The sequence below is a fragment of the Dyadobacter chenhuakuii genome, from assembly GCF_023821985.2.
Taxonomy (GTDB): domain Bacteria; phylum Bacteroidota; class Bacteroidia; order Cytophagales; family Spirosomataceae; genus Dyadobacter; species Dyadobacter chenhuakuii.
The window spans coordinates 1-22,781 of the sequence record NZ_CP099631.1 but is presented as its reverse complement, the minus strand read 5'-3'; the positions used below and the strand labels follow the sequence as shown (position 1 = coordinate 22,781).

The 22,781-nt window shown below is 41.3% G+C and carries 23 protein-coding genes and 3 pseudogenes; 11 read left to right on the top strand and 15 right to left on the bottom strand.

The window, feature by feature from the left end:
* The first annotated feature begins 32 nt into the window (after positions 1–32).
* From NFI80_RS25265 to NFI80_RS25255, 3 genes are all read left to right on the top strand, one after another.
* Positions 33–209, top strand: coding sequence for a DUF3606 domain-containing protein (locus tag NFI80_RS25265; protein ID WP_254414230.1), 177 nt, complete (start codon positions 33–35; stop codon positions 207–209).
* Positions 210–314: 105 nt separating this feature from the next.
* The gene (locus tag NFI80_RS25260) at positions 315–701 is read left to right on the top strand and encodes a hypothetical protein (RefSeq protein WP_254414229.1); all 387 of its coding nucleotides are present in this window, start codon (positions 315–317) and stop codon (positions 699–701) included.
* Between the two features lie 542 nt (positions 702–1,243).
* Complete coding sequence (locus NFI80_RS25255) at positions 1,244–1,873, top strand: hypothetical protein (RefSeq protein WP_254414228.1); 630 nt, start codon at positions 1,244–1,246, stop codon at positions 1,871–1,873.
* A gap of 241 nt (positions 1,874–2,114) precedes the next feature.
* Here NFI80_RS25255 and NFI80_RS25250 read toward each other — a convergent pair whose 3' ends face one another.
* From NFI80_RS25250 to NFI80_RS25235, 4 genes and pseudogenes are all read right to left on the bottom strand, one after another.
* Positions 2,115–2,564 carry a hypothetical protein gene (locus NFI80_RS25250; RefSeq protein ID WP_254414227.1) on the bottom strand — a complete coding sequence of 150 codons (450 nt, stop codon included), beginning with the start codon at positions 2,562–2,564 and terminating at the stop codon, positions 2,115–2,117.
* Between the two features lie 33 nt (positions 2,565–2,597).
* Positions 2,598–3,175: pseudogene (locus NFI80_RS25245) on the bottom strand (DUF5712 family protein).
* A 106-nt stretch (positions 3,176–3,281) separates the two neighbouring features.
* A complete protein-coding gene (locus NFI80_RS25240; protein ID WP_256565299.1) occupies positions 3,282–4,010 on the bottom strand; it encodes a DNA-formamidopyrimidine glycosylase family protein in 729 nt (242 codons plus the stop codon).
* A gap of 73 nt (positions 4,011–4,083) precedes the next feature.
* A complete protein-coding gene (locus tag NFI80_RS25235) occupies positions 4,084–4,935 on the bottom strand; it encodes a DNA-formamidopyrimidine glycosylase family protein (protein ID WP_254414225.1) in 852 nt (283 codons plus the stop codon).
* A 5-nt stretch (positions 4,936–4,940) separates the two neighbouring features.
* Here NFI80_RS25235 and NFI80_RS25230 point away from each other — a divergent pair, with 5 nt between their 5' ends.
* The 3 genes from NFI80_RS25230 (at position 4,941) to NFI80_RS25220 (ending at position 6,639) form a co-directional block, all read left to right on the top strand.
* Positions 4,941–5,288: a hypothetical protein gene (locus tag NFI80_RS25230; RefSeq protein WP_254414224.1), complete on the top strand. Its 348-nt coding sequence runs from the start codon at positions 4,941–4,943 to the stop codon at positions 5,286–5,288.
* 16 nt (positions 5,289–5,304) lie between these two features.
* On the top strand, positions 5,305–5,703 hold the full coding sequence (locus NFI80_RS25225; RefSeq protein ID WP_254414223.1) for a hypothetical protein: 399 nt from the start codon (positions 5,305–5,307) through the stop codon (positions 5,701–5,703).
* Between the two features lie 276 nt (positions 5,704–5,979).
* Positions 5,980–6,639 carry a hypothetical protein gene (locus tag NFI80_RS25220; protein ID WP_254414222.1) on the top strand — a complete coding sequence of 220 codons (660 nt, stop codon included), beginning with the start codon at positions 5,980–5,982 and terminating at the stop codon, positions 6,637–6,639.
* Positions 6,640–6,842: 203 nt separating this feature from the next.
* On the opposite strand, the gene NFI80_RS25215 is transcribed toward NFI80_RS25220, so the two are convergent.
* The 7 genes and pseudogenes from NFI80_RS25215 to NFI80_RS25190 all read right to left on the bottom strand — a co-directional run bounded on the left by NFI80_RS25215 (position 6,843) and on the right by NFI80_RS25190 (position 14,237).
* Positions 6,843–8,267, bottom strand: coding sequence for a relaxase/mobilization nuclease domain-containing protein (locus NFI80_RS25215; RefSeq protein WP_254414221.1), 1,425 nt, complete (start codon positions 8,265–8,267; stop codon positions 6,843–6,845).
* Positions 8,264–8,812: a hypothetical protein gene (locus tag NFI80_RS25210; RefSeq protein ID WP_254414220.1), complete on the bottom strand. Its 549-nt coding sequence runs from the start codon at positions 8,810–8,812 to the stop codon at positions 8,264–8,266. The genes NFI80_RS25215 and NFI80_RS25210 overlap by 4 nt, the downstream gene beginning before the upstream one ends.
* Before the next feature lie 1,162 nt (positions 8,813–9,974).
* Positions 9,975–10,226 (bottom strand): annotated as a pseudogene (locus tag NFI80_RS25730) (Tn3 family transposase); the annotation flags it as partial.
* A 196-nt stretch (positions 10,227–10,422) separates the two neighbouring features.
* A complete protein-coding gene (locus NFI80_RS25205) occupies positions 10,423–10,731 on the bottom strand; it encodes a S41 family peptidase (protein WP_256565298.1) in 309 nt (102 codons plus the stop codon).
* Positions 10,732–10,740: 9 nt separating this feature from the next.
* Positions 10,741–11,553, bottom strand: a complete 813-nt coding sequence (locus NFI80_RS25200) for a S41 family peptidase (protein WP_254414218.1) — start codon at positions 11,551–11,553, stop codon at positions 10,741–10,743.
* A gap of 392 nt (positions 11,554–11,945) precedes the next feature.
* The gene (locus NFI80_RS25195; RefSeq protein WP_254414217.1) at positions 11,946–13,343 is read right to left on the bottom strand and encodes a serine hydrolase domain-containing protein; all 1,398 of its coding nucleotides are present in this window, start codon (positions 13,341–13,343) and stop codon (positions 11,946–11,948) included.
* A gap of 291 nt (positions 13,344–13,634) precedes the next feature.
* Complete coding sequence (locus NFI80_RS25190; RefSeq protein WP_310587989.1) at positions 13,635–14,237, bottom strand: recombinase family protein; 603 nt, start codon at positions 14,235–14,237, stop codon at positions 13,635–13,637.
* A gap of 548 nt (positions 14,238–14,785) precedes the next feature.
* Between NFI80_RS25190 and NFI80_RS25185 the strand changes: the two genes are divergently transcribed.
* The 3 genes and pseudogenes from NFI80_RS25185 (at position 14,786) to NFI80_RS25170 (ending at position 17,411) form a co-directional block, all read left to right on the top strand.
* The gene (locus NFI80_RS25185) at positions 14,786–15,610 is read left to right on the top strand and encodes a helix-turn-helix domain-containing protein (RefSeq protein ID WP_254414216.1); all 825 of its coding nucleotides are present in this window, start codon (positions 14,786–14,788) and stop codon (positions 15,608–15,610) included.
* Between the two features lie 96 nt (positions 15,611–15,706).
* Positions 15,707–16,806: pseudogene (locus tag NFI80_RS25180) on the top strand (catalase family peroxidase).
* A 2-nt stretch (positions 16,807–16,808) separates the two neighbouring features.
* Positions 16,809–17,411 (top strand): cytochrome b, encoded by a 603-nt coding sequence (locus tag NFI80_RS25170; protein WP_254414213.1) that lies wholly within the window; start codon positions 16,809–16,811, stop codon positions 17,409–17,411.
* A 553-nt stretch (positions 17,412–17,964) separates the two neighbouring features.
* Here the strand turns inward: NFI80_RS25170 and NFI80_RS25165 are convergent.
* The gene (locus tag NFI80_RS25165) at positions 17,965–18,525 is read right to left on the bottom strand and encodes a hypothetical protein (protein ID WP_254414212.1); all 561 of its coding nucleotides are present in this window, start codon (positions 18,523–18,525) and stop codon (positions 17,965–17,967) included.
* 75 nt (positions 18,526–18,600) lie between these two features.
* Here NFI80_RS25165 and NFI80_RS25160 point away from each other — a divergent pair, with 75 nt between their 5' ends.
* Both NFI80_RS25160 and NFI80_RS25155 read left to right on the top strand, forming a co-directional pair.
* A complete protein-coding gene (locus NFI80_RS25160; RefSeq protein ID WP_254414211.1) occupies positions 18,601–18,990 on the top strand; it encodes a hypothetical protein in 390 nt (129 codons plus the stop codon).
* A 262-nt stretch (positions 18,991–19,252) separates the two neighbouring features.
* Complete coding sequence (locus tag NFI80_RS25155; RefSeq protein ID WP_254414210.1) at positions 19,253–19,585, top strand: hypothetical protein; 333 nt, start codon at positions 19,253–19,255, stop codon at positions 19,583–19,585.
* Positions 19,586–20,629: 1,044 nt separating this feature from the next.
* Here the strand turns inward: NFI80_RS25155 and NFI80_RS25150 are convergent.
* The 3 genes from NFI80_RS25150 to NFI80_RS25140 are packed head-to-tail and all read right to left on the bottom strand — an operon-like array spanning position 20,630 to position 22,728.
* Complete coding sequence (locus NFI80_RS25150; RefSeq protein ID WP_254414209.1) at positions 20,630–21,763, bottom strand: hypothetical protein; 1,134 nt, start codon at positions 21,761–21,763, stop codon at positions 20,630–20,632.
* Positions 21,764–21,818: 55 nt separating this feature from the next.
* The gene (locus tag NFI80_RS25145) at positions 21,819–22,094 is read right to left on the bottom strand and encodes a hypothetical protein (protein WP_254414208.1); all 276 of its coding nucleotides are present in this window, start codon (positions 22,092–22,094) and stop codon (positions 21,819–21,821) included.
* Positions 22,066–22,728 carry an AAA family ATPase gene (locus NFI80_RS25140; protein ID WP_254414207.1) on the bottom strand — a complete coding sequence of 221 codons (663 nt, stop codon included), beginning with the start codon at positions 22,726–22,728 and terminating at the stop codon, positions 22,066–22,068. Before NFI80_RS25140 ends, NFI80_RS25145 begins: the two co-directional genes overlap by 29 nt.
* Positions 22,729–22,781: the final 53 nt, after the last annotated feature.

Below are 22,781 nucleotides of genomic sequence, written 5' to 3'. Positions count from 1 at the left end.
GATCCTGATCAACAATCAATAATAATTCAATTATGGCCGACGACAAAAGCAAAAAAGGACCAGCTGACAGCAGCAAGATTAACGTTAACGAAGATTATGAACTGGACTACTGGACGAAAGCCTTAAATGTTTCTAAGGAAGAGTTAAAGCAGGCAGTACAAAAGGCGGGCACATCTGCAAAGGCTGTAAGGGAGTATTTAAATAAATGAACCCCTAACAAAATTGGGTTGTCGCTACACTGTGTAGTTCAATCGAAATCTTTTTACTCTATATTTAGGCAGATGCTTGGATAAAAGTATTCAACAAAATACATTATGGATAATCCAATAGTGCCAGTAATAGCCGAAGTAGTTGATTTTGAAATTCATGCGATTGGCGATCTTAGCTCTGCCATAATGAACTCGGGAAGTGCGCTCTCAGCATCAATTGAGGTGCGAGTCGGAGAAGATTATTATGAATTTGGCGGGCCCAGTATGTTCTTTTCCATTCCAAATGAAGGTTTAGATTTCTTCGGCCATTTCGTATTGCGTTGCTTTCAGATACTCTCTGTGAAAAGCACTCGTGAAATGGAGGGCATGACGATCAAAGCGCTAATAAGTAATGGTAAGGTAGTTGCAATTGCTTCTCTGGATAGCGACAAGTTCTTCTTTCCCGGCCTGGATTTTGAGAAATTGGAAAAAGGTGATCATACTGACGAGTGATCACTAGTGGGATTCAATAATTACAAGCCAAGAAATTTTATGAATCTGAGCCAAACAGAATTTACCTATTTTTCCATTTAGGTAGCCCTTTAAATGTCCCATCTTTATTGAGGTCCACTATCCATCCATCTTTGACTGTTAGCACATAATCCATCACTTCGATGGCTACTTATGCCAGCTTTTCGGCCTGCTTCCGTTGTCATTTGTAGAGCTGGGTTTTGTGATATTTGGTCCTGTCTCGTCCTCCCGTCGCAGAATTGTGGATCCCAACGTTTTATTCTGTTGCACTAAATTGCCTGTATTACAAACTCAATTCCGCGTCTTGAGGCGATACATTGATTCGCGAGACCGCTATTTGAGGCGCTTTTTCAACCGGATTCGGCTAGCGTGGCGCCCACACGCAGTGTCGCACAGAATGGACGTTTGGTGAGACTAGTTTTTCGTCCTTAGAAGTGTCGACGTGTATGAATAAATTAAAGGAAATCCCACCATTTGCTATATATTGGTGAGACTGGGGACTACCCGGCCATCTAAACATCGGTATGAAAAATATCCTTTTAGTAGTTGTAGGCCTTCTTATGCACATAAGTGTTTTCGGGCAAAGAATTCAAGAGTTGCCCAAACGGATATTCAGCGTTAACCTTGGTACTGGAAAAAGTGGTACTGGCGATTTATATGGGCTAATGGTCGGCTTTGAATATGAGCAGCAATTTCGGCCCAAATTGTCTTGGTCAACCGAACTTGCAATGACCATTCATGATGGTGAAGATCAATTGTTAGTGCAGCTAGATAATTTTCCTCGTGAAGACATGTCTTATAGATTTACCACAGCAGGAATGCAATTAGCAGGAAAGATCGGTTATCATGCAGTTCGTACAAAAAACGCTGACTATGGTATCAAGTTGGGTGTCGCTGCTCGGTATCAATCAACTTCATTGGCAGATGATAGAGAAATACTATTTCCTGCTCTTACTGGATATCCTGTACCAGTAAGGATTCTTAGAAATACTGAGCCACAACGCACTATTGCAGCCGTTGCAATAACACAGCTGTTTGCTAGATATACATTTAGAAAAAATATTGTAGTTGGTGCTTTGGCTGGCCTTCAATTGGATACGAATGGAGATGTAATCTTTCCACAATTTTCCTTGTCTGTTGGAAAAAGATTTTAGCTAACGACGGCATTGAGGCAGCGCGACTTAATGCAACTGCTGATCCGGAACAAAATGGGAGAAGTGCGCTTTCCTTGTACTATTCGAAGAACTTCGCCAAGTCACCTCTCACCCTCTTGTTCTATGTTTTGTTGTTTAACATAAAAAGGGTTATCTAAACTCAGTAGGCCAATTCTGGGGTTCATCCAATTTGTTGCCGCCGATTCTACTACTTGGAGATTGGATTATTCAAGTACCATAATTACTTATTAAGTTCGTACTCTTCATTTATTCCATTGATCTTGATGGTCTTCACTTTGTTACCCTGAGAAATTTTTAGCTCTCCCACGTAATTTGTCTGGCTTTCACTAATTTTCTTGCCCTTACTTACATCTAATGTGATATAATAACCAGAGCCTTCAAAGCGGTCAGTATAACCATTTTGCTTTGCTTGCCTTTTTAGTCCACTGACAATTACAATTTTGCCATCCGTTTTAAAAAAAGCTGTTCTGCTCCCGCTAACAACAAATACAAACTTTCCTTTGGCCAAACTGGTCGTATCATAAGTGAAGTAGCTACTTTCGCCATCAACTTTAACTGGATAACTGTCTATATAGTCTAAACCAAAAGAATCTTGACCAAAGCATTTTTGGTTTGCACTTGAAGCCAAAAGAAAAAGCAGAACGAAAAGCAACTTTGCTAGTTTGGTCATAAGACAGTTAGTTTGAAATTAAAGTGTTGATGATTAAATACTAAATCCGAAACCACGCTTTTTCTGCTGCTCCTGCCGGGGCTTGATTTCCGGCTGCTGCGCCAGCTCCTTCTTTTCCCCTTTGTTCGGCTCCAAAGCCAGGCTTTGCTCTTTAACCTGTTTTTCCTGGTGGCTTCGTTCAGCCACAATCATATCGGCACGCTCCATAGCAGTCCCGTTGAGCATCACCTTCCGATATTGGAACGTTTTGCTTAGCTCACGTTCATAGCCGAACGTTCGGTCAAAAGCTTTCTCGCAGCGCTCCGTAAAATCTAGCCGGTCAAACTGTCCAAATTTCTGACTGTGGCCGACGTTGCTCCCCGGTGTTTGGTCAAGGGGCTGTTCAGCCGGGCATTGTCTGCCGTCTTGCGGCTCGCGATCAGCTGCGCATGTATATGGCTCCCTTCCTTTGCTTCGCCGCGCCTGCGGATGCCCTGCTTTACTTCCGGATCTTCATGGGTGTAATACCGGTTGTATTCAATCTTGCCGTAATACTTAATATCCTGCTCAGATAACCCTTTGTTGAAATTCTCTGCATACTCTTTCATCACTTCACGCGCAAATGCTTTCAGCTTTTGTGGGTCATTGCCAAAGTGGTCGAGCTCCTTTCCGGAAGGACTTATATTACTATTTAGGCAAGGGTTTGAATCGTCATGATCCTAATGTCCTGCCATATAACTAGTGTTTCCGCTCATAAATTACCTGACTTTCAGTCCAGTATGTTTTTGCCCTACCAACCATACCTTTGATTATTTCATTCCCATCAGGGTCCCTATCAAGCTTGTGGTTATGAACTTTCATAAAATCCCTTTTTTCAATCATCAAAGCATCGGGGCCAGTTACTTTCCTGATTTCCTTTTCGGCATTCAATAGCACTGATTCGATAGCGGAAACGATATCATGTATTTTCTGATCTGGAACTAAACAAGCAACCGATGAAGGCGAAACTTTGACCTCCCACAAGATTTCATCAACATACGCGTTGCCCAGCCCACGTATATATTTTGGGTTAGTCAACAAGGGTTTTAAAAGTACCTGTTTGTTTTTTTGAAAGTTAGATTTCAAATAGTCAAATGTTAGACTATCGGTTAAAACATCAGGCACCTTCGGGGTGACAGGATTTAGGTGCAGTTGACTTTGACCCGAAGGGTCATGTATCCCGAAACCATGGCCGCTCTCAAAGCCCATGTCCCAAATTTTCCATTTTATCTCACCATCAGCTGGGATCAAATATGCCCGGCCGCTTTGCATCAAATGGAAGCCAATAGTTTCTTTGTTGTTGAAGTAAAGCTCTAAGGTTTTGCCTACCCGCTCAATGGCTACCAACTTGGCGCCTTTAACTGCGGAGATTATTTTCTCCTTGGGCATTTTAAGTTTTCGTTCCCAGGTTATATTAAACTCTGTCAGTTTTGACCTTTAAAGCGTTTGAGGAGATTATGTCGTAATGTTAATAATTCCGGGACTTCTGGCATGGCATAAATTAATATAAGGTCTGACTTTTAGTATAATAAGTCCTTCCACTTCCTATTTTACCAACAATGATCTCCTCTCCTTCAGGAGAATGTGTTTTTTTAGGATTATGGACAAAGCGGTGATCTTTGTTTTCCATCTCGAAAACATCATCGGATGTTTTAAGTTGCTCTAACTGTGCTGTGGCTTCAACCGTGACGTCCCGGATTGCCTTGTAAAGGTCTTCTACTTTGTCAGCAGGGATGTTCTTGGCAACGGAAAAAGGAGATATCTTGGCAGCCCACAAGATTTCGTCGGCGTAAGCACTGCCAATTCCGCGGATCCATTTTTGGTTTTGAATCACCTCCTTTATTTTGCCGCCCGCCTTTGCAAGGACCTTTGCCAAATACTCGCCCGTGAAATCGTCTCCCATAATGTCGGGCACGGCGGGTACCTCAGGGTTCAAAATAGGCTTTGCCTGGCCGAGCCCATCCAACACAACGATGCCCGCACCGTTCTCAAAGGTTAATTCGAAGATCGGATTTCTTAAATCTTGGTCGGTTGGCATCAAAATCATTTTGCCCGTTAACATCATATGGATGCCCAAAATAGCATCATTATCAAATTTTAAGTGAAGCTCCTTTCCATTTCGGGTAACAGATTTCAGGGTTGCCCCTTTCAATGTCTCGTTAAATTCTTCTTCACTGGCCTTGACGCGCTTTTTCCAAAGCACTTCAATTCTTTTAAATTTTTGGCCTTTAAAATGTTTCTGCAGGGTCAGGCCCACAAGATTAAGTTCGGGTACTTCTGGCATGGCTAGTTGATTTTCGAATTCTGAAAGTAATAAGATGATGCAACTTTTTATTAGTTTGGAGCAAAACAATGTTGATGAACGAGAAAATTCATATTGGGATCGGCGAAATCATTGATTTTCAGATCCAATTAATAGACCTAGATGCATTGTCTGCAAGCATAGAATTAAAACTGCACGACCAATACGTTGTTTTTGGGGGCCCGGACCTATTTTCGTCGATCCCTAACTCCGGGGTCAATCTGGTAGGACACTTTATTCAAAGGTGCTTTCAGATCTGTTCTGTGGATAAAACCCGAGATTTGGAAGGACATCTGGTAAAAGTGGCGTTTGAAGGGGACCAAATCTTAGGGTTATGCTCGCTGATGAATGATGACTTTTTCTATCCAACAGTTGAATTTAACAAGCTGAGCCAGACGTTATAAACCAAACCAGCAACAAATGCCAACAGAACTGAAACATACCGACATGAGCCTATTTAGAGTAAGCCCGATAAAAGAGTTAAAACAATTCTATGCAGAACAACTTCCGGATCTATCGGAAGACAAGATTGAAGGTTTAACCCGGGCATGGTATGAAAAATTTGGACCTGGCGACAATCTTCCTAGTCCATTTCAGAAGCACATATTTGAAGATGAAGGCGCGTATCTCAAATATTATCAAAGAGAGACAATAGAGAATGGGAAAGGAGCTGTGTATCACTTTGAATTTTATTTGTTAGACCAGCCTGACAAAACAGGCTCATTTAGCCTATCGGATTTAAAAGAGGCCAACATTCTTACATCACGCTCAAAGTTCATTGCCTTTATCAAAGAACAGATCAAGAAAGTCTCAGAATAAATAATCCCTTTGCGCTTCCAACTGTACCCAGCAAAAACTGAACCCTGTTATATATCCCAAATAGGAAAAGCATTGGCTTAGCTTACAAGAGAAGTTGCCAAGGAAAATAAAAAAGGTTGATAATTAAGTAGTGGGTTACGGACACCCTTTTACATTTGTGACAGGATGTTTAAAGTAGCGGAAAAATAAGGTGACCACCATAACACCTTGATACCTGAAAAGGTGGGTGTACTGGCTCCACGTTGATAAGAAACATAACGCTTAAGCTTGATAGTCATGAGTACCGAAAATAATGTAGTTTACTTGCTTTTCCCTGGTATTGAGCCGGACGAAGCAAATCCGGTTGCAGCCTTTAGCAACGAACGAACCATCGATAAACTCGTTGAAAAATTGTCTAGGTTTGAAGGAGGGGCTTCCGTAAAAAAGGTCTTAGCAAAAGATAACTCCTTGCCAGTAGATAAATACGCACCTTTAGTTGAAGCGGGATTACTACCCTACTCTGTAGCTCTGGATGGGGACGGTTATTTGTTTGACAAATCAAATATTCTAGGCACTGACTTGGAAGAGAATACAGTAGAGCAAGACATCGACTATATATTACGGACGCGTACAGCTAAGATTAAAGATCCAGCTAAACAATGGGGAATGGGCGGCACTTATTGGGCTCCCGACTCAAAACTAGCTTTTAAACAGGCGAAGCTGCGACATAAAATCATATATAAGGCTCTCTTTTTACAAGAAATGGACGAAATTGTGGCATGGTTAGAGAACATCCTTTCATCCGATGATAGCGAACAATTTTTAAAAAAAACGGAGCAAACCCCTGAACAAATTGAGCAACGGTTGTCTTTTCTTAATGGAAAGGCGAAGCTTTCGTTTAAACATGCCGCTGTTAAGGATTTACAATATCTTCGTTTCAAGTATGAGCTCCTCTAAATTTGATACTGTGGAAAAGCGACCGTTACGTTACTTTTTGACACTTCTTGATACATCTTTTGATCCAGTGATATAAAATTGTTTCTCTGAGGGGATAACCGTCTGCATATATCACTGATGTCGAATCAGTAAGAAGCGAGGCTAGATCTTAGTTTTGAATTAATCAAGCTGCTCTTACCGGTGCCAGCTGGTTTAACTAAGCTTTACATTTTCTTGGGTTTTGCCCGAAGATCCTTCCTCTTTTCTTCTTTCATTTCTTCCAGTCCACGGGTCCCAAACTCATTATCATAACCAGAAGCATTTCGTTTTACTTCTGCTGCAATTTTTCCACGCGATTTAGCTGAATCGGCTTCAATTTGTCCTGCATTATTGCTGGTTAGCAATCGTTCAATTATATAGTCTAATCCTGGGCTTCCCGCGCTGCTGGAAGTTTCAATGCCAGATTTATTCGACTTGTTAATTAGTGGCTTTTCGCTTTCAGATTTGTCCTTAGATTTCGTAATTGGAGAACCGTGTCCGATATCGTTCCAGGTTCCTTTGTTAATGTTGCCATTAATGACAGAATATTTGAATTCAGGCCCAAGTTGTGCTCCGGTGATCATTTTCGAATTCCTGGTTGGCAGATCAGCTTTGCTTTCGTCCGGAGTACTGAAATTCTTTGTGAAGAGAATACTTGTAAAAGCTTTTCCCGATTTTTTGTTAATCATGTCTTTCGTTTGAACACCATAACCTTCCTTGTTTAAAGCAGCCACAAAATCTGGGAATGTTTTAGAAACAGGCGCTGTCCGTTTAATCAACTGTTCCAATTTGTCCTTTTCAGTGGTTTTGGGGTTATCGACACCAAACTTATCATCGGTCAGATAGCTTCCAGCTATCCTTTTTTCAAGGTTGAGCTTAGAATACTCTCGCCCTAAATCAGATCCTTTGATAACAACACCTGACGACTTCTGAATAAATGTAATGCCGTTGCTTATCTTGGTCTTAAAACCCTTTTGCAGAAGCATCACCCGTAGGGATTCCAAATCTCCTGATTCTGGAATCATCTTGTCAATATGGTTTCTGAGCTGGGTATGGATCGGGTTGCTTTTCCTTTCTGTTTTGCCATCAATCAATAAACTATCCATTTGTTTAGTGGATTGAAGGCCATACTTGTTCTCCATTTTTCTGGAAAAATGACCCATATCCAAAAAGTCGTAACTCGTTGAAACGGTATTCTTGCCCAGCTCATTTATCTTGTTTGCTATAATATGTATGTGCTCGTGTTCTTTGTCAACATGTTTATAAGCAACAAGTCCATTCTCTCTCAACCCAAATTCCTTTGCATAATCTTTCACAATATTTTGCAAAACTTCATTGGATGGGCTTTCACCTGGCGGGAAAGAAAAGCTAACATGCGCAACAGGGCTTTTTGTCCTGGTGTTTTGGTCTGCCACACCATGAAGTTCATCAGCAATGTAACTAAGGTCTATGTCTGGACCATATAATTCTAATGCGGTGATGTTTTGAAAATAAACCAGCTCACCCCTGATTTTTAAATCTCCGTTTTCATCAACGCTGCTTCGATCATACTTACAGTATATCATAGCGTTTAGAAAGTCACCACCAGGTTTACCAATATTTCCAATCATTTTAAATCACTGGTAAGATTATACATATCAGCAAATGAGTGCAGCTTTTCCCTGATTTTTTGTAGCAGTAGATCAATCTCGGCCACCGGCTCTAAGTCTCTATCTAGCTTATTGACCAATTTTTCAATTTTGATAAACAGGGAAACAATACTGGCAATCAGACTTTGGCTTAATACCATTTCATTGATCGAAAAATCTGCCCTTTGAACCATGCGTTTTAGACCAGACGCCATGTTTCGAAACTCATCCGAAATTACGGTGTCGGCAGATGTATTTTTTGCAAGCAAAAGCACACTTCCTGCCATACGAAGAATGTTGGTCATTTCAGCTTTGACATCTTCCGGAATTGGCCGGCGCAATATCTTAGATTCTCGGTTAAGCAATTTTTCTCTACAAAAAACAGTAAAGTCAACTGAGTATCCTTCCTGCTCAGCTTTCAACTTAGTGATCTCATCAGGCGTTAGCATCAGGGTCACTTTTACTCTCACCTGGTTCGCGGCCAGCTTAGGTCTCCCCGCTTTTTTAGCTCTTTCTTTCTTTTCCATTTTTTCTACAATGAGCCGGAGGGCGAATTGACTCCCAGGGGGCAAGCGGTTTTCAGACGGATAAAATGAACGAAGTGTAATTTTAACCGGGTGAAAACATAGCTTGCTATTACGACTCTTAAAAGTATAAGCAAAAGTACCTTAAAAAAGGTCTTCGATTAATACCTCTTGTAATAAAATATCCTTTTTCTGATAGAATGTGACTCAAAAAATTGAACAAAAATAAGTAATGAAGCTCGGCAGATTGATCAAACCCCTTTTTCGTATAATAAACAACGATATATGCTGGTACTTTACGAGTATTATGCATGTACTTTAATTTAAGCGGAAGAAAAATTTACCCACAATATTCTTCAAAATGCGTAGATGCATGTACTATACGTGTACCATGCATGTACTTTAAATATGAAAGAGTGAATAATTGAACTATTCTAATAGTTCAAATCAAAAAGAGTATACCCTTACCTAAGTTTACACACTCTCTTTAAAGATGGAAGGGCTATATGCGGGCTATATACGGACTGTATCTGGGCTGTATACGGGCTGTATAATTTATATAAAATGACAAAAATTAATAAAAAGACTCTATCCGGGCTGTATACGGGCTGTATACGAACTGTCTAACTTAAATTGAACTTTATCGATATTTGTTTATACGATGTTGACATATTTATGGATTTCTTCAAAGAAAACTGCAAATATGATCGCCAATGGAATCAGGAAAAACCTCCTTTAGCGATTAACAGTATTCAATCAGACATTCTTGAAGTGGACTTGCGGTATCCTTGTAGTTTAATCAACCTGGTAATCCATTTACGAAAATTTACGAACGAAATTTGAGGCGGGCTTGCGGTATCCTTGTAGTTTAATCAACCAGGTGATCCATTTAAAGAAATTTACGGACGAAATTTGAGGTGGGCTTGCGGTCTAATTGTGGTATCCTTGTAGTTTAATCAACCTGGCGATCCATTTAAAGAAATTTACGGACGAAATTTGAGGTGGGCTTGCGGTCTAATTGTGGTATCCTTGTAGTTTAATCAACCTGGTAATCTATTCAAAAAAATTTACGAACAAAATTTGAGGTGGGCTTGCGGTCCACTTGTGGTATCCTTGTAGTTAATGAGGTTTTTTTTACAAATGGGCGAAAAACGGCGTTAGCGAACTAAGCATTTAGTTTTGGCTTTCTCAAGGGCCGTAAACCATTGCCACCAAGATCCGGGTCTGTATTAAAAGAATATTTCCCCAGCCGGTTAATATGAGCAAAAGGGGCAGGAGAGATAAATTCGAAGTCATTTTCGTCAATCGGGTATCCTTCCTGGTGTAATTGTTTGATAACTTCTTGTATATAAACCGTGTTCCAGACCAGAACGATATTGGTGATCAGGTTCAGGCTCCTGACTACTTTTTGCTGTTGTTCTTCCTGTTTTGGGTTATATTAAAAGATGGAACAAAAAGTACCGTGGGTTTGATCAAGCTCTTCCTAGTGAGATTTGTGACCATGCCAATCTCGGCGCATTGTTTGAGTATTGTCAATGTTTAGGTTGGAAATGATAGGGGTTCACGGATCACCATTAATTAGATTCTAAGGCTAATGCAGCGGCATACTTCCATTACCTGTCGTTGCTTTCTAATATATCAGTTACGCTGTCTATTAAAGGATGATCGGGCAAAACACCTCTGTTTTTCTTACGGACGGTAACGGCATTCCAATAGCACAGGCAAGGTATATTTACCTTCAATCCAGAATTGGGCAGTTTCGCTTGTAAAAATATGCCCGAAGTATTCCCTTCCGCACCTCCACCTGTTTCTTCCCCAATGAAGATCGCGGTAGTGATCTGCCTTATCAAAGCGGCAGCATCTGCGGCGGTAGAGAAGGTATAACCATCTGTCAGAACGAACAATTTCCCCTTGAAATTTATTGAAGATGGTTATTGTATATTAATACCAGCTTTTATTGCACCGGTAAGGAGATGTCGATCGACAGGATCTGCAACTGTGCCTGTGTCTAGTATATTAAGCAGATCTTGGCTCCACCCACCAAATGAAGGTTTAATTGTCCGCATTTGTATTTTTCTAAAATATCTGAAAGGTGCTGATGTAAGATGCGAAACAAGTGCTGCGCCATAAACATCTTCACCTCCACCATTGCCCCGCAGATCAAGTATCAGTGTCTTAGTATTTTTTTGATCGACAATTCTAAAAACACTATCCAACTCATTTTCAAATTCTTTGCCTTTGAATCCCTGAATGCGCAGGTTAGCAGTTTTACCTTCATTTGTAAAGCTTAAAGATACGTTTGGACCCCGACCTTCAAATTGGGTAACACCTTTTCTCACTTGCAGGTTGACAATTGAAAGTCTATTAACTTCGCGGTTCGCGTCCGTTACCCCTACTACGTTAGTAGTGATCACCTTACCGGCGCTGTCTTTTGCTTTCATAGTAAACCGGTCCTGCTGACCAAAATATAGCCATAGGTTTTGAGGAAAATTATCAGCGAGCCGCTTGTTCCGGTGTGAATAGCCATATCCATCAGCTGAAATATGCGGTATCATTGCCTTAATAAGCTGCCCAGACTGATGGCCGTTAATGCTTAGAATCTCCATGCCTGGGGTAATTGACTGGTCTTCTGCAGTTTCATTATAAAGCACTCTCAATTTCCCATTTTCTACCATAATAGTGAAGGGGAAAAGTTTCGATGTTTTTAAAAGATTGTTCGTCTCATCATCATATTCCACCTTCATGTGGCCTTCCCTGAAACTGGCAATTAAGGTTGTCAATAGTGAAATAAAGTCAGCCTGGTCATTTATGGTCGCTAACTGTCTGCGATATTTATCGAACCTTTTTTGGACATTAATGCTATCGCTCAGACGGTAGATACCTCCATATGTTTCGACAAGCGCATGTTCTAATTTGTCAAAATCTGCCTTAAGCTACCCTTCGTTAAGCTTTCTAAGTGCTATTGGTGGTGGATTGTAAGTAGGTTTCCTGTTTTGTGCTTTAACCGGGTTGCAAAAACAAAATGCAATCAAAAAAGTAATAAAATAAGGCATAATTGGTTCACATTTTCGGAAATGCCTTTACATAGGGCTTGGGATTCAGAGAAGCTAATGCTCTCTCAATGCTGGAAGATAAACTAATCTATTTTTCGAAACTTTTCGTTATAAAAAGATTGCTGTTCTTTTTCAAAACCGATAATCATCCCATTTTTATCCCTGATGAAAACCAACTTGGCAATGACCTCATTAAGAAAGAAGTCATCTTTTGCGGCAGGGTGGAGCTCATATTTTCGTTGGGAATTATTCTTAACATACACAAATAACTTTCCCTTTTCCGTAAGAAGAACGAAATTAGGTGTTGTTGGATCTGAACTTCTATATTCTCCAACGTAACTATTTACATCAATAGGGATATCAGCATCCTTTACCGGATATTCTTGACCATGTTTAAAAAAATATTCAAGATGCTGCATGATGTGCTCCTCCATGTTGTTGTTAATAAAGATGACGAAGCCACTCTTTTTATCAGGATACATGATGTAATCAGCATTAAAAATTTGATTGTTCCCGTTATGCGAAATGCGGTCACCGGCTGATGTATGATGGATAAACACACCTAACCCTTTTGCCGCTGTATGTGATGGAGGATTATCATAAGCCTGATCTTTAAACATTTCATTCATAGATTGTTTTTTCAACCCCTTATTATTTATTAGCGCAATCATGAATTTAGCAAACTCTGGCGCATTTGAACGTAAACTTGCTGCGGCATTAAGCTCATCAAAAGTTTCAAAATCACCCTTCCAGTTGGAACCATCGTCATTGCGCAAATATCCGCTCGCCTTGAACTGGTTAACATAATTGTTTCTTATTAAAGTGGAATTTGTCATTCCCAGTGATGTGCAAACCTCTTTATTCATGATCTCTCCCAAGCCCCTCAGGTTAGTGTTTAATAGATGGGCGATTGTTTTAGCCAAATATTGAAATCCTTCTCCTGAATAGCTCACCTGGGTGCCCGGTCGAAAGTTCAAGTACAGACTGCCTTTTTTAACCTTGGTGCTTAGTGAGTCTGGGACTACATCATCGCGCCAGTTTGGGAAGCCTGTTGTGTGACTAAGTGCCATTCGCGCTGTTATCAGTTTGTACCGTTCATCGTAAGCGATATCGGGATATGGCATGTATTTATATAAAGGGGTGTCCAGTGCTATCAATCCTTTCTCTACCTGCCTGAGCACATAATAGGCAAAAACTGATTTGGTTAAAGATGCCGCTTCAAAAAGCGTTTGAGGAGTCACCTTTGTTTGTTGTTCAATGTCCGCGAGCCCCATTTCGCGGCTGTAAACCACCTTGCCATTATTGATGATAGCGATCGATAGCCCGGGAATACTCCCGGCCGCCATTTCCTTTTTCAGGAAGGCGTCTATTGCTGTTGGCAAAATTTCCTTGCCATTCAACGACTTGATTTGAGCTGTGCAAAATGTGGTCAGGGAACAAAAAATAATAGTAAGGAAAAGATTGTTTTTAGAAGAAAACATGTAGGATAAAGTACTTTAATTTGGGTTATTTATGATCAGGTCTATACTGAGGGAAAAATAGTCTGCCAATACAGTAAATATTCCTTTAAACGCTCAAACGGTAGATTTTGGAATTTTAAAGCGTTCACTATTGAACGAAATTTCGAGATAGTGTCCGCTACGCAGATGCCAACCGCAATCCTGGCTAATCGTATTAGATATCTCTGGCCTTCGTTTGCTAGCTTGGGTTAAAGTACAAGTTTGTACGGCAACGGCCTAGTCGGCCACGCCGCCGTATCAAAAGCCACGGCACTATCGTCTCTTCTTCAAAAAACCCTTAATATCAACACCACTGTACTTTAAAATTTTGTACAATGTAGGCTGACTTTTTATTTTGAACATTTCTCTGATTTCATCGGTACTCCGACTGTTCTTCTCATAAATTTCCTTGACTTCCGGGGCAATTTTGCGATAGCGCTCGCTTAACCCTTCTGGCCTGCCCCCGGATCGGCCCCTTGCCCGGGCCGACTCTAGGCCTGCTTTTGTACGCTCGCGGATAATGTTACGCTCATGTTCGGCTAACACGCACATGAACTGAAAAAATAGATTGCCCGTCGCCGTACTGGTATCGATGGATTCAGAAAGTGATTTAAGATTCACTCCCTTGTTTTTTAATTCTTCAATCAGCTCAATCAGCTTAATAGTACTTCTTCCAAGCCGGTCCAATTTCCAAATGACAATAGTGTCACCGGGCCGCGCATACTCCATCAATTTTTCAAAATTTGGCTTGGTAGCCTTTACTCCGGAAACCTTATCGGTGAAAACTTGCTTGCACCCCTCCTTCTTTAATGCATCCAGTTGAAGGTCCAGATTCTGTTCTTGGGTGGAGACCCGGGCGTATCCTAATTTGATCATTTTATGTACGAAACTTAATAAAATCAAATATATTACATTTAGATTAAATACATGTCAATATAAATAAACAAATTGATGAAGATTTGTTGGTTTTGGATTATGTAAAGAAACGTTCGTTAAAATACATACCTGATGGCGGGGAATCAGATCTCCGATGTAGGCTTCAGGACTCTTTTGCACGGAAGTTTCAGGATTAAATTGGCGTGATATAGGAACCAGGATTCAGGACAGGTCAAGGTCTAAGAGTATGGAAGAACCACGGAATATTATTCAGTTAAAGCCGATAAAAAAAGTCTATATGCACCATTTAAACCGCCGTTGTATTAAATTATGCATTATTCCCCGACTGGCCCGGGCGGGAGCAAGCTTGATAGATTCAGGCCAGAGATCGAAACATTACTGCGCATTGGTTTGAGTTAGACGTACATTGCAGAACGTTACCGGCTGATTGAGGCTACATGCAGGGGGAGAAAATCGCAGTTTGAGTAGTTGTTAAGCCCAATATGAGATTTTAAAGGAAATCTATCAAGGTAAATCTATACCATAATTTGAAAAAAGATATTTCAAATAAGTCTGTGACACAATTCCCCTGTATAGAGGTATTTAGGTTGGAAGAATTGCGTGCTGGTACTTTCGATCATTATCAGCGGTTTAATTTCCATCAGTTGCTATGGAGTACGGAGACCGATGGAAATATCACTTTTAGTATTGACTTTAATGATTTTGAAACCCGTGGCTCTCAGGCCGTCGTCATTTACCCATACCAGAATATCAAAATTGATCTCACTGATAAGAAAGGGTATTTGTTTTTAATCCATAATGACGTATTCTTTGGGATAAATCAAAAGATAGGCTCAGATTACCTGAATGGATTTTTTATCAATCAATTGGTATCGCTTGAGGGTAAAAGTGCCCTGACAATGAAATCCATCGTTGATCTGCTGCTAGCGGAGTATAGCAGCGATAATAGAGCGTTAATGATGGAAAGCTATATGTTTTCGATTTTATTTCACGTGTCAGCTATTTTTGATGAAAGCCCAAGACTCAGGGAGTATGTGGACTATCCTGTTTTTGGAAAACTGATGAGTCTGATAGAAACGCATTTTATCACAGAAAAAGGAGCGGCTTTTTATATCAAAGAGTTGAATATTTCAGCCAAAAAGCTCAATCAAATCTGCGAGAGTATCACCAACAAAAAATTAAAGTATCTGATCCAGGACCGCATTGTTCTGGAAATCCGAAAGGAATTGCATCTCGGCAAAAGGACTATAAAGGAAATTGCATATGATCTGGGGTTTGCCGAACCCTCCTATCTTACCCGTTTTACAAAAAAACATACAGGCCTGACGCCCAAAGAATTTGTAAAGCAGTAAAGTCCTTTTTTTGGGCTGGAAAGTGTAATTTTTCCCCGTCTCTGTTACGCTACATTTGCGCTGTAAGTAAACGGAAAAGTACACTTCAAGACTAAAATGAAAACAGCTTCCTTAGTTGCCTATCTGAAAACAAAGCGTGTTCTCTTTATAATGGTTGGGATTTTCCTGATTGCATCAGCGTTAGTTTTGGCCTTTGCCTGGTCCGCTGATCTGATTGGACAACGCATTACCACCCGAACATTTTTAAAGGACACACCCAAAACATACCCGGCAGGTTATCGTCGCGCCCATGGAAAGGGAATCTGCTTTGAAGGCACATTTCGCGCCTCCGGTAAAGGGGTACCATTTTCGATAGCCAGGGTTTTTGCCCAGAAAAACGTTCCGGTTATAGGCCGTTTCTCACTGGGTAGTCCGGATCCCTACGCTCCTGATAATTCCACCCGAACAGTAAGTATGGCCCTGATGCTTACTGCTGATGACGGGGAACAATGGCGAATGAAGCTGAACAACGAACCGTATTTTGCAACCCGCGATCCGGAAGGTTTCTTAGAACAAGTCGATGCATATAAGCCTGTCTCCAACACAGGTGCTCCCGATCCGGCGCTGGTAGCGGCTTTCTTGAAAAAACATCCGGAGGCTCAGAAATATGTAAAATGGGATGCAACCGCACCCTGGACCCGTAGTTTTGCAGGGGCTCAGTATAATGTGATTAATTCGTTCGTCTTAATCGATGCAAAGGGTAAACAGCAGGCGATACGCTGGTCTATGCGTCCACATGCAGAATTTACATCATGGAATGTCAGTCAGCGTAAACAGGCCAGCCACGACTTCCTGTTTGAAGATTTGAAAAAGCGACTTGAAAGGGGCCGCTATACTGGGACCTTGTGCTGACTCTGGCAGAATCAGGCGACCCGGTAAATGACCCATCACAGGTTTGGCCCGAAAACCGCAGACAGATAGTGGCCGGCACATTGGAAGTGTCACATGTTTTTGACCAGAAAAAGGGTGGTTGCAGGGATGTTAACTTCGATCCCACCCGTGTACCAAAGGGAATTACCCTTTCGGATGATCCGGTTCTGGCAGCGCGGGCAGGCATTTATTCTCATTCGCACAGCGATCGGGTACGCGAGATCGGGTATGGTAAGGCTACGGACGCAGTAGGCAAACCTCAAAAAGATAACGCTGGCAATAAGTAATCATGGCTAAAATTAAAAATATAAATTCAGCTCCGCCTACGCATTTCAATGTTACTGCCCGAATATTGCACTGGCTGATGGCATCGATGATAATTACAATGATATTTGTTGGATTGGGAATGATGACATCCCTGACGTGGAGACCCTGGCTGCTGGACCTTCATATTCCATTAGGCATAGCTATACTGTTGTTGGTCATTATCAGGTTCATAAACAGGCTAAGCTTTACTGTACCAAAAATGCCTGCTGGCGTGTCCAGTTTTCAGTCAAAAGCGGCAGGAATACTGCACTGGCTCCTTTATGGCATGATGCTGGCTCTGCCACTGACAGGATGGGCACAATTGTCCGCCGCAGGTTTTCTGGTAAAGCTATTTCCGGGGATAAACCTTCCCTCAATCCTCCCGCAAAGTCCATTTTTATTTGCATGGCTGCACGATGCCCACAAGGTGATGGCCTGGATGCTGTTCTTGATGGTAGTAGGGCATCTTTCCGCAGCGTTGTTACATGCCTGGGTATATCGTGACGGCCTGTTTTCGAGTATTATGTGGTCAAGAAAAACAATTGATAGATCTGAACAGTCTCCTACTGAAGGGGCTGAATCATGATAAAAAAGTAGAACCGGGTTCTTTTTTTGGGCTGTAATTTCTGTATTGTAATGCTGTAAATCCCCACTTGATGACTCAATAATCCACGGTTTGAACGATCCAGGCTGCCTATAAAAAAATTGGGGCTATTGTATATTGTGTAAAAATCCGTTCGCTATATTACATATCCCATGGGCCTAAATTAGATCTCCGATGTAAACATCATGACTCTTTTACAAAAAATTTCAGAATTAAATTGCAGTGATATAAGCACCAATATTCAGGACCGGTGATGGTATAGGACAATTTAAAGACTTCCGTCCTGGGCAAATGGTTGGGCTCCAATCAGCCAAGCATTTCGATACCGGGCTTGTCCAACTTCATTATTTGATGAAATTGGTTGTCAGCGCTTACTTTGCCTTGACAAATTAGGTCTTCTGTTGTTTGTCCCAACCACGACTTAAAGTTAAGCCAGCTGATAGCTTCTTCGAGTCTTACATGTAGTATTCCCGACAACCCAATCCGTCATCAATATGAAAGCTGGGTGCTATGACCAAGCGGCACGGCTACATGATTATTCTGTTATAGCTACCTGATAGCCTTGTTCTTGCAGTGCTGCCAGGATTTTCCCTGAACTCACCTGATTACTTTGAAAGGTTGCCTTTACAGAGCTTCCATTGATCCTTACAGATGTGGGTTTAACGCCTTTGATAGAAGTGATATCTTCTTTGAGCTGCTCGCTATTGTATTTACCTGAAACAGACAACTGAATTTGCCGGTGGGTCCGAAATAATTCAAACTGCTGTTGTGCCAGCACTTGCTGCTCTGTCCGGAAGGGCTCGAATACGCCAAGAATCATTCCAGCTATCGCGATCCCGAAAGCAATATGATAAGACCAATTCTCAAACTGGCTATGAAAGAGGCGTTTGCCTAAATAGAACCTTACTAGTGTTACATCAAGGTAAACCAAAAGCAATACCTGCAACCCGAAAAAGAATGGTTTATACCTTGTCAGCTTCTCAAAACGTGCCGCAGAGCCCACTGCAATACTTATCAAAGGAAAAATGCAGCAGCCTACGTGTAAAAGGGAAACGAAAATGGAAATCGGTATTGAAAGAGCAGACTTTTTAAGCATAACGGCAAAAATGAATGAAATCAATAAATTTTACTGATATTTGCAACGTTGTTGCAAATAGTAAAGTTCGTTGTGATGAAAACAATTATTTATGCCATCCCGCTGGCATTCGCATTCAGTTGCGGGGGATCTGACCAAAAGAGCCAAATGCTAATCCAGGCCAATCAGCTCCACCTGGAATCTATAAGCATAGCTGGCAAATTGGAAAAGTCCCTGGACAGTCTCGGCCGGAAGGCAAGTGCCGATGAGAAAATCAGGTTAGACAGCCTGGCCCACCTGGTGGAAATCTGGGAAGAATCTGTTATTGAGGTTCCCGGTTTTGAGCATGCACATGAGCATACAGAAGGCCACACGCATAAGCCTGCACCGCAAATGACAGATGAATCCATGCTGGAATACCAGCGTAATGCGAAAGATGCTATCGAGTCCATCAGCGCACAGCTGCGTAAAAACAGCCAGCATTAAAAATCGGAAAAATGAAGATCTGGATATTCACCGCTATGCTATTGTGCTCAGTGTTAAGCTTTGCTGATGAGCGCTCAAAGTCCATAAACTGGAAACACCTTTCTGATGTACGGTTCAGCCGCAAATTCAATAAGGCGCTCGACATGTATTTTTTATACCCTGATTTTGGTAGGTCAGTCAAAGATCTTGAAGGAAACCCTTCACAATTCTGCTATCCCTTATTTCAATGGTGGATATGTCCATTGGGCTCGCCCAGCGTGCTATGACGTTAGACATAGCCATACAGCCTGGCTCGGCTTCCGAGCAGATCCTGAGAGTGGGCAGCGGCCCTAATGCTGCTGAATTACCTGTAAAGGTGATCAAAGGAAAAGCTGATGGGCCCGTTTTCTCTATCATCGCTGGCATCCATGGCTATGAATATCCGCCCATCATTGCCACCCAGCAGATCGAAAATAAATTCGTCCACTACTCACGCGCGTTGTCTACAGATAACTTAGTTTGCTTTTACAGACAAGTGTGCCTGTTGAACTTCAGTAGTATATTGGTATACCGTAGCCCGGCAAACGCCAAGGACTTTGCCAATCTCGGCCACTGACTTGTCCTGTTATCAAAAGTTCTGTGGCTGCTTGCGCCTTGAACTATGCTTGCTTAGCCACTTTGGCTTCCCTCCTATCCTACCACGCCCCTCGCTGCGGCAAGACCTGCTTTTGTTCTATCAGGGATCAGTTCGGGTTCAAATTCAGCCAAGGAAGCAAATATGTTGCATAGCGTCCTTGTGCCGTTGTCGTATCAATGGCATCGATCAAACTTCGTAAGGCAATCTGGTTCTGCTGAAATTGTTATATAGCGGCTACTACAACCTGACAAAAAGGAGCAGAGAACAAAAAATCAATATAACTATAAAATTAGTTATTGCGCCGCCAGCCCCTACTTGAATTTCTATTTGTTCTTTTTTCGCAGCTTTATTCTTAGCGTTTTAAAACAAAAGAAGAATGTGTCAAATATAAACACCCCAATTGCCTTTTTTTAGCGTGCGCGAAGCGACGCAGGCCGACTTTGTGCGCTGGTTATTTAATATGTCATGAGCGACGTAGGAGCGAATACCGATTTAGCTTTCTTTATTATAGATTTTTATAAGTAGCTATATATATGGTGGCAATACTCGACAGCAATGGTAGCTGAAAGCTTAGAAAGCGCGTTTTGGGTGTGGCAACACTCGACAGTGTCATCCAGTTGTGGCAATTCTCGACAGTATCGAGGCATAGGTCGACAACAAACTGCTTTTATGTGGCAGATTTCGACAGCAACGTGGCAATGTTCGACATCAATGTGCCAATACTCGACAGCAATGTTCCAATGTTCGACAAGTTTGTGGCAATACTCGACAGCAAACCCTATTTGTTATAATTTTTTGGTGTTTATAATGATATATTGTGGCATTACTCGACAGCAAGTCATATTGGCGGCCAGTTACAACGATAAATATTAAACTAGCCTCTTTCGGGCTAAGTATAAAAGAGAAAATGTATAAATATTTCAAGAATGAGGCAATACTCGACAGCACTACTATTCCCAACATTAAACCAGGATCAAATCAGTGAGGAGTGTTTTCTTGAATTTGAGGCAATACTCGACAGCACTATCTGTTTAAAAAGCCATCTCTAATATATTTTTTGGCCTGTATTCTGGTAATTTGCTGATTGTAAGCCTTATAATAAGCAGAAATTAGAATTTCTGCCTTAGTATCCGTATCGGCGTCTGCATTAGTTAACCAGCGCTGAAAAACATCTGTTTCGTCCTTGATTGCAACTTTCGAATGCTTTGAATTGAAAACATTCCTGAGTTCAACAATTAGTGAATTATAGAATAGATGGTCTCCCCTCTTTTCTGACAAAGATATAATGTTCACGGAACTTGAGAAGTCCAACTCGACCCAATACTCTTCTTGATATGCTTTTGACGGATCTCCTTTTACAAATCTGTAAGAAAAAGGGAAATCCCCCTTTTCTCGGAAGAAATCAAGTATTCTTTTTAAAGACTTTTTTCTAAACCGATTTTCTTCAACTTCCAGCTCCGCAAGATCGGCTAAGTAGTCGACTGAAAATTGAGCTGTTGTTTCTCTTTGGCTAAGTAGTTGGTGTCTTGTCCTTTGAAGAATCAGATAAAGGCTTTTTCGGCCATCTCCTCCCCTACCTTTACCGATCTTCGGGTAACCATTTGTTTCGATTGTATAGTAACGACTAATGAAGCCATCAAGCCACTCATCAGAGATTCTGATCTCATAGATCTTTATTGTATTTGACTGCCGATTCAAATTAAGTTTAATATCCTTAAGGATCGGAAAATTTTTGAGTTGGATTACCTCATTTTTTGTATTAACCACATATGACTTGGCAAAAATTATATTCTTTTGAAGCATATTAAAAAGTGCGTAATCAAAAACAGAAACGAACTCGTGTCCAAAGTATTCTGGAATAGCAGCCTTAGGATTGGCAATAAAATATGGATGTTTTCTGGCTAAGTCTTGCCTATTTCGGCCCGACTCTTTACAAAAATCCTTCAACGTGAATTTCGTATACCCAAAAAGATCCTTTTTTAGATTCTTGCTAATGAATACAATAAAATCCTTTACTATCCCGGCATCTTCGCCAAAGGATTTCCTTATATCATTTAGATTATCTGCAACACTCCTATCAATTCGACTTAGGAAAAAATCGGATTGGGAATTATCGTTTATAATGCTCCCCACAGGGGCCTTTTCATTTTCCTCCATGATTAATTGAATTATAGCACTATTTTCAGCACTAGTTCAAACACTAAAAACAGCACTATTTTTCGTTTTGCAACTTTTCTAATACGGCTTCGACAATCCAATCGTGGATACTGATCCCTGGCTTTGGAGATCCTGGCCTACGCGGGCGTTTCAGCCGTCGATTGTCAATCTCGCTAATGATTTGTCCAGTCAGCCGCACGTTAATATGCTTTGCTCTGTCGGGATCGCTGGGAGTAGACTCTTTAATAGTACTTCCTCCTTTATTTATGACTGCCTCAATATCGGCTTCGGTCACTTTCGGTTTACGCGGAGGCGGTAATGTCGTTGCCATTTAAAACACGGTTAAATAAGTCCTCTATTTCCTTTGTTGCTTTTCGATCGATGTTTTCTCCTTCAAACGGTGTTAATCCTAAACCCGCAGCATTACTGATGGCTTTGCGGTTGCTAATTGGATATGCCAGATACGTCAGCTGCGAAATTTGAGACAGAGCCTCGGCAACATCGCGATTATCAGCACTACGAATGTCAGCCCGGCTTAAGAATGTGTAGGCGACTAATGGCTCAGCTCTTATTGATTGAATTTCATCAATAAGATCTGTTACTTTCGTGATAGTCCACAGGTCAAAACTGCGTGGCACAAACGGTATCATGGAGACATCAGCAACCGACAATGCTGCCCGTTGGCTAGTGGTATCCCTCCCACCCGTGTCTATGATAATATGATCATATTTAGGTTTCATAGCCTCAACTTGCTTTCGAAGATTTGCACCAGTCATATTAACAAGTGTATATCCGGTATTTCCAAGTGTTTGCTCCCGCCACGCTGTAAAATCAGAAGACGTTTCCTGATCATCGCCATCAACAAGTAACACATCCTTCCCTTGGCTTGCGAGCCATCCAGCCATTGTTGTAGCAAGGGTGCTTTTGCCTACCCCACCCTTAATTGAATTGAATGAAATTACCACTGGTTCTTGTGTTAAATTTTATACCGCAATTAATGCAAAGTCACACACAAAAA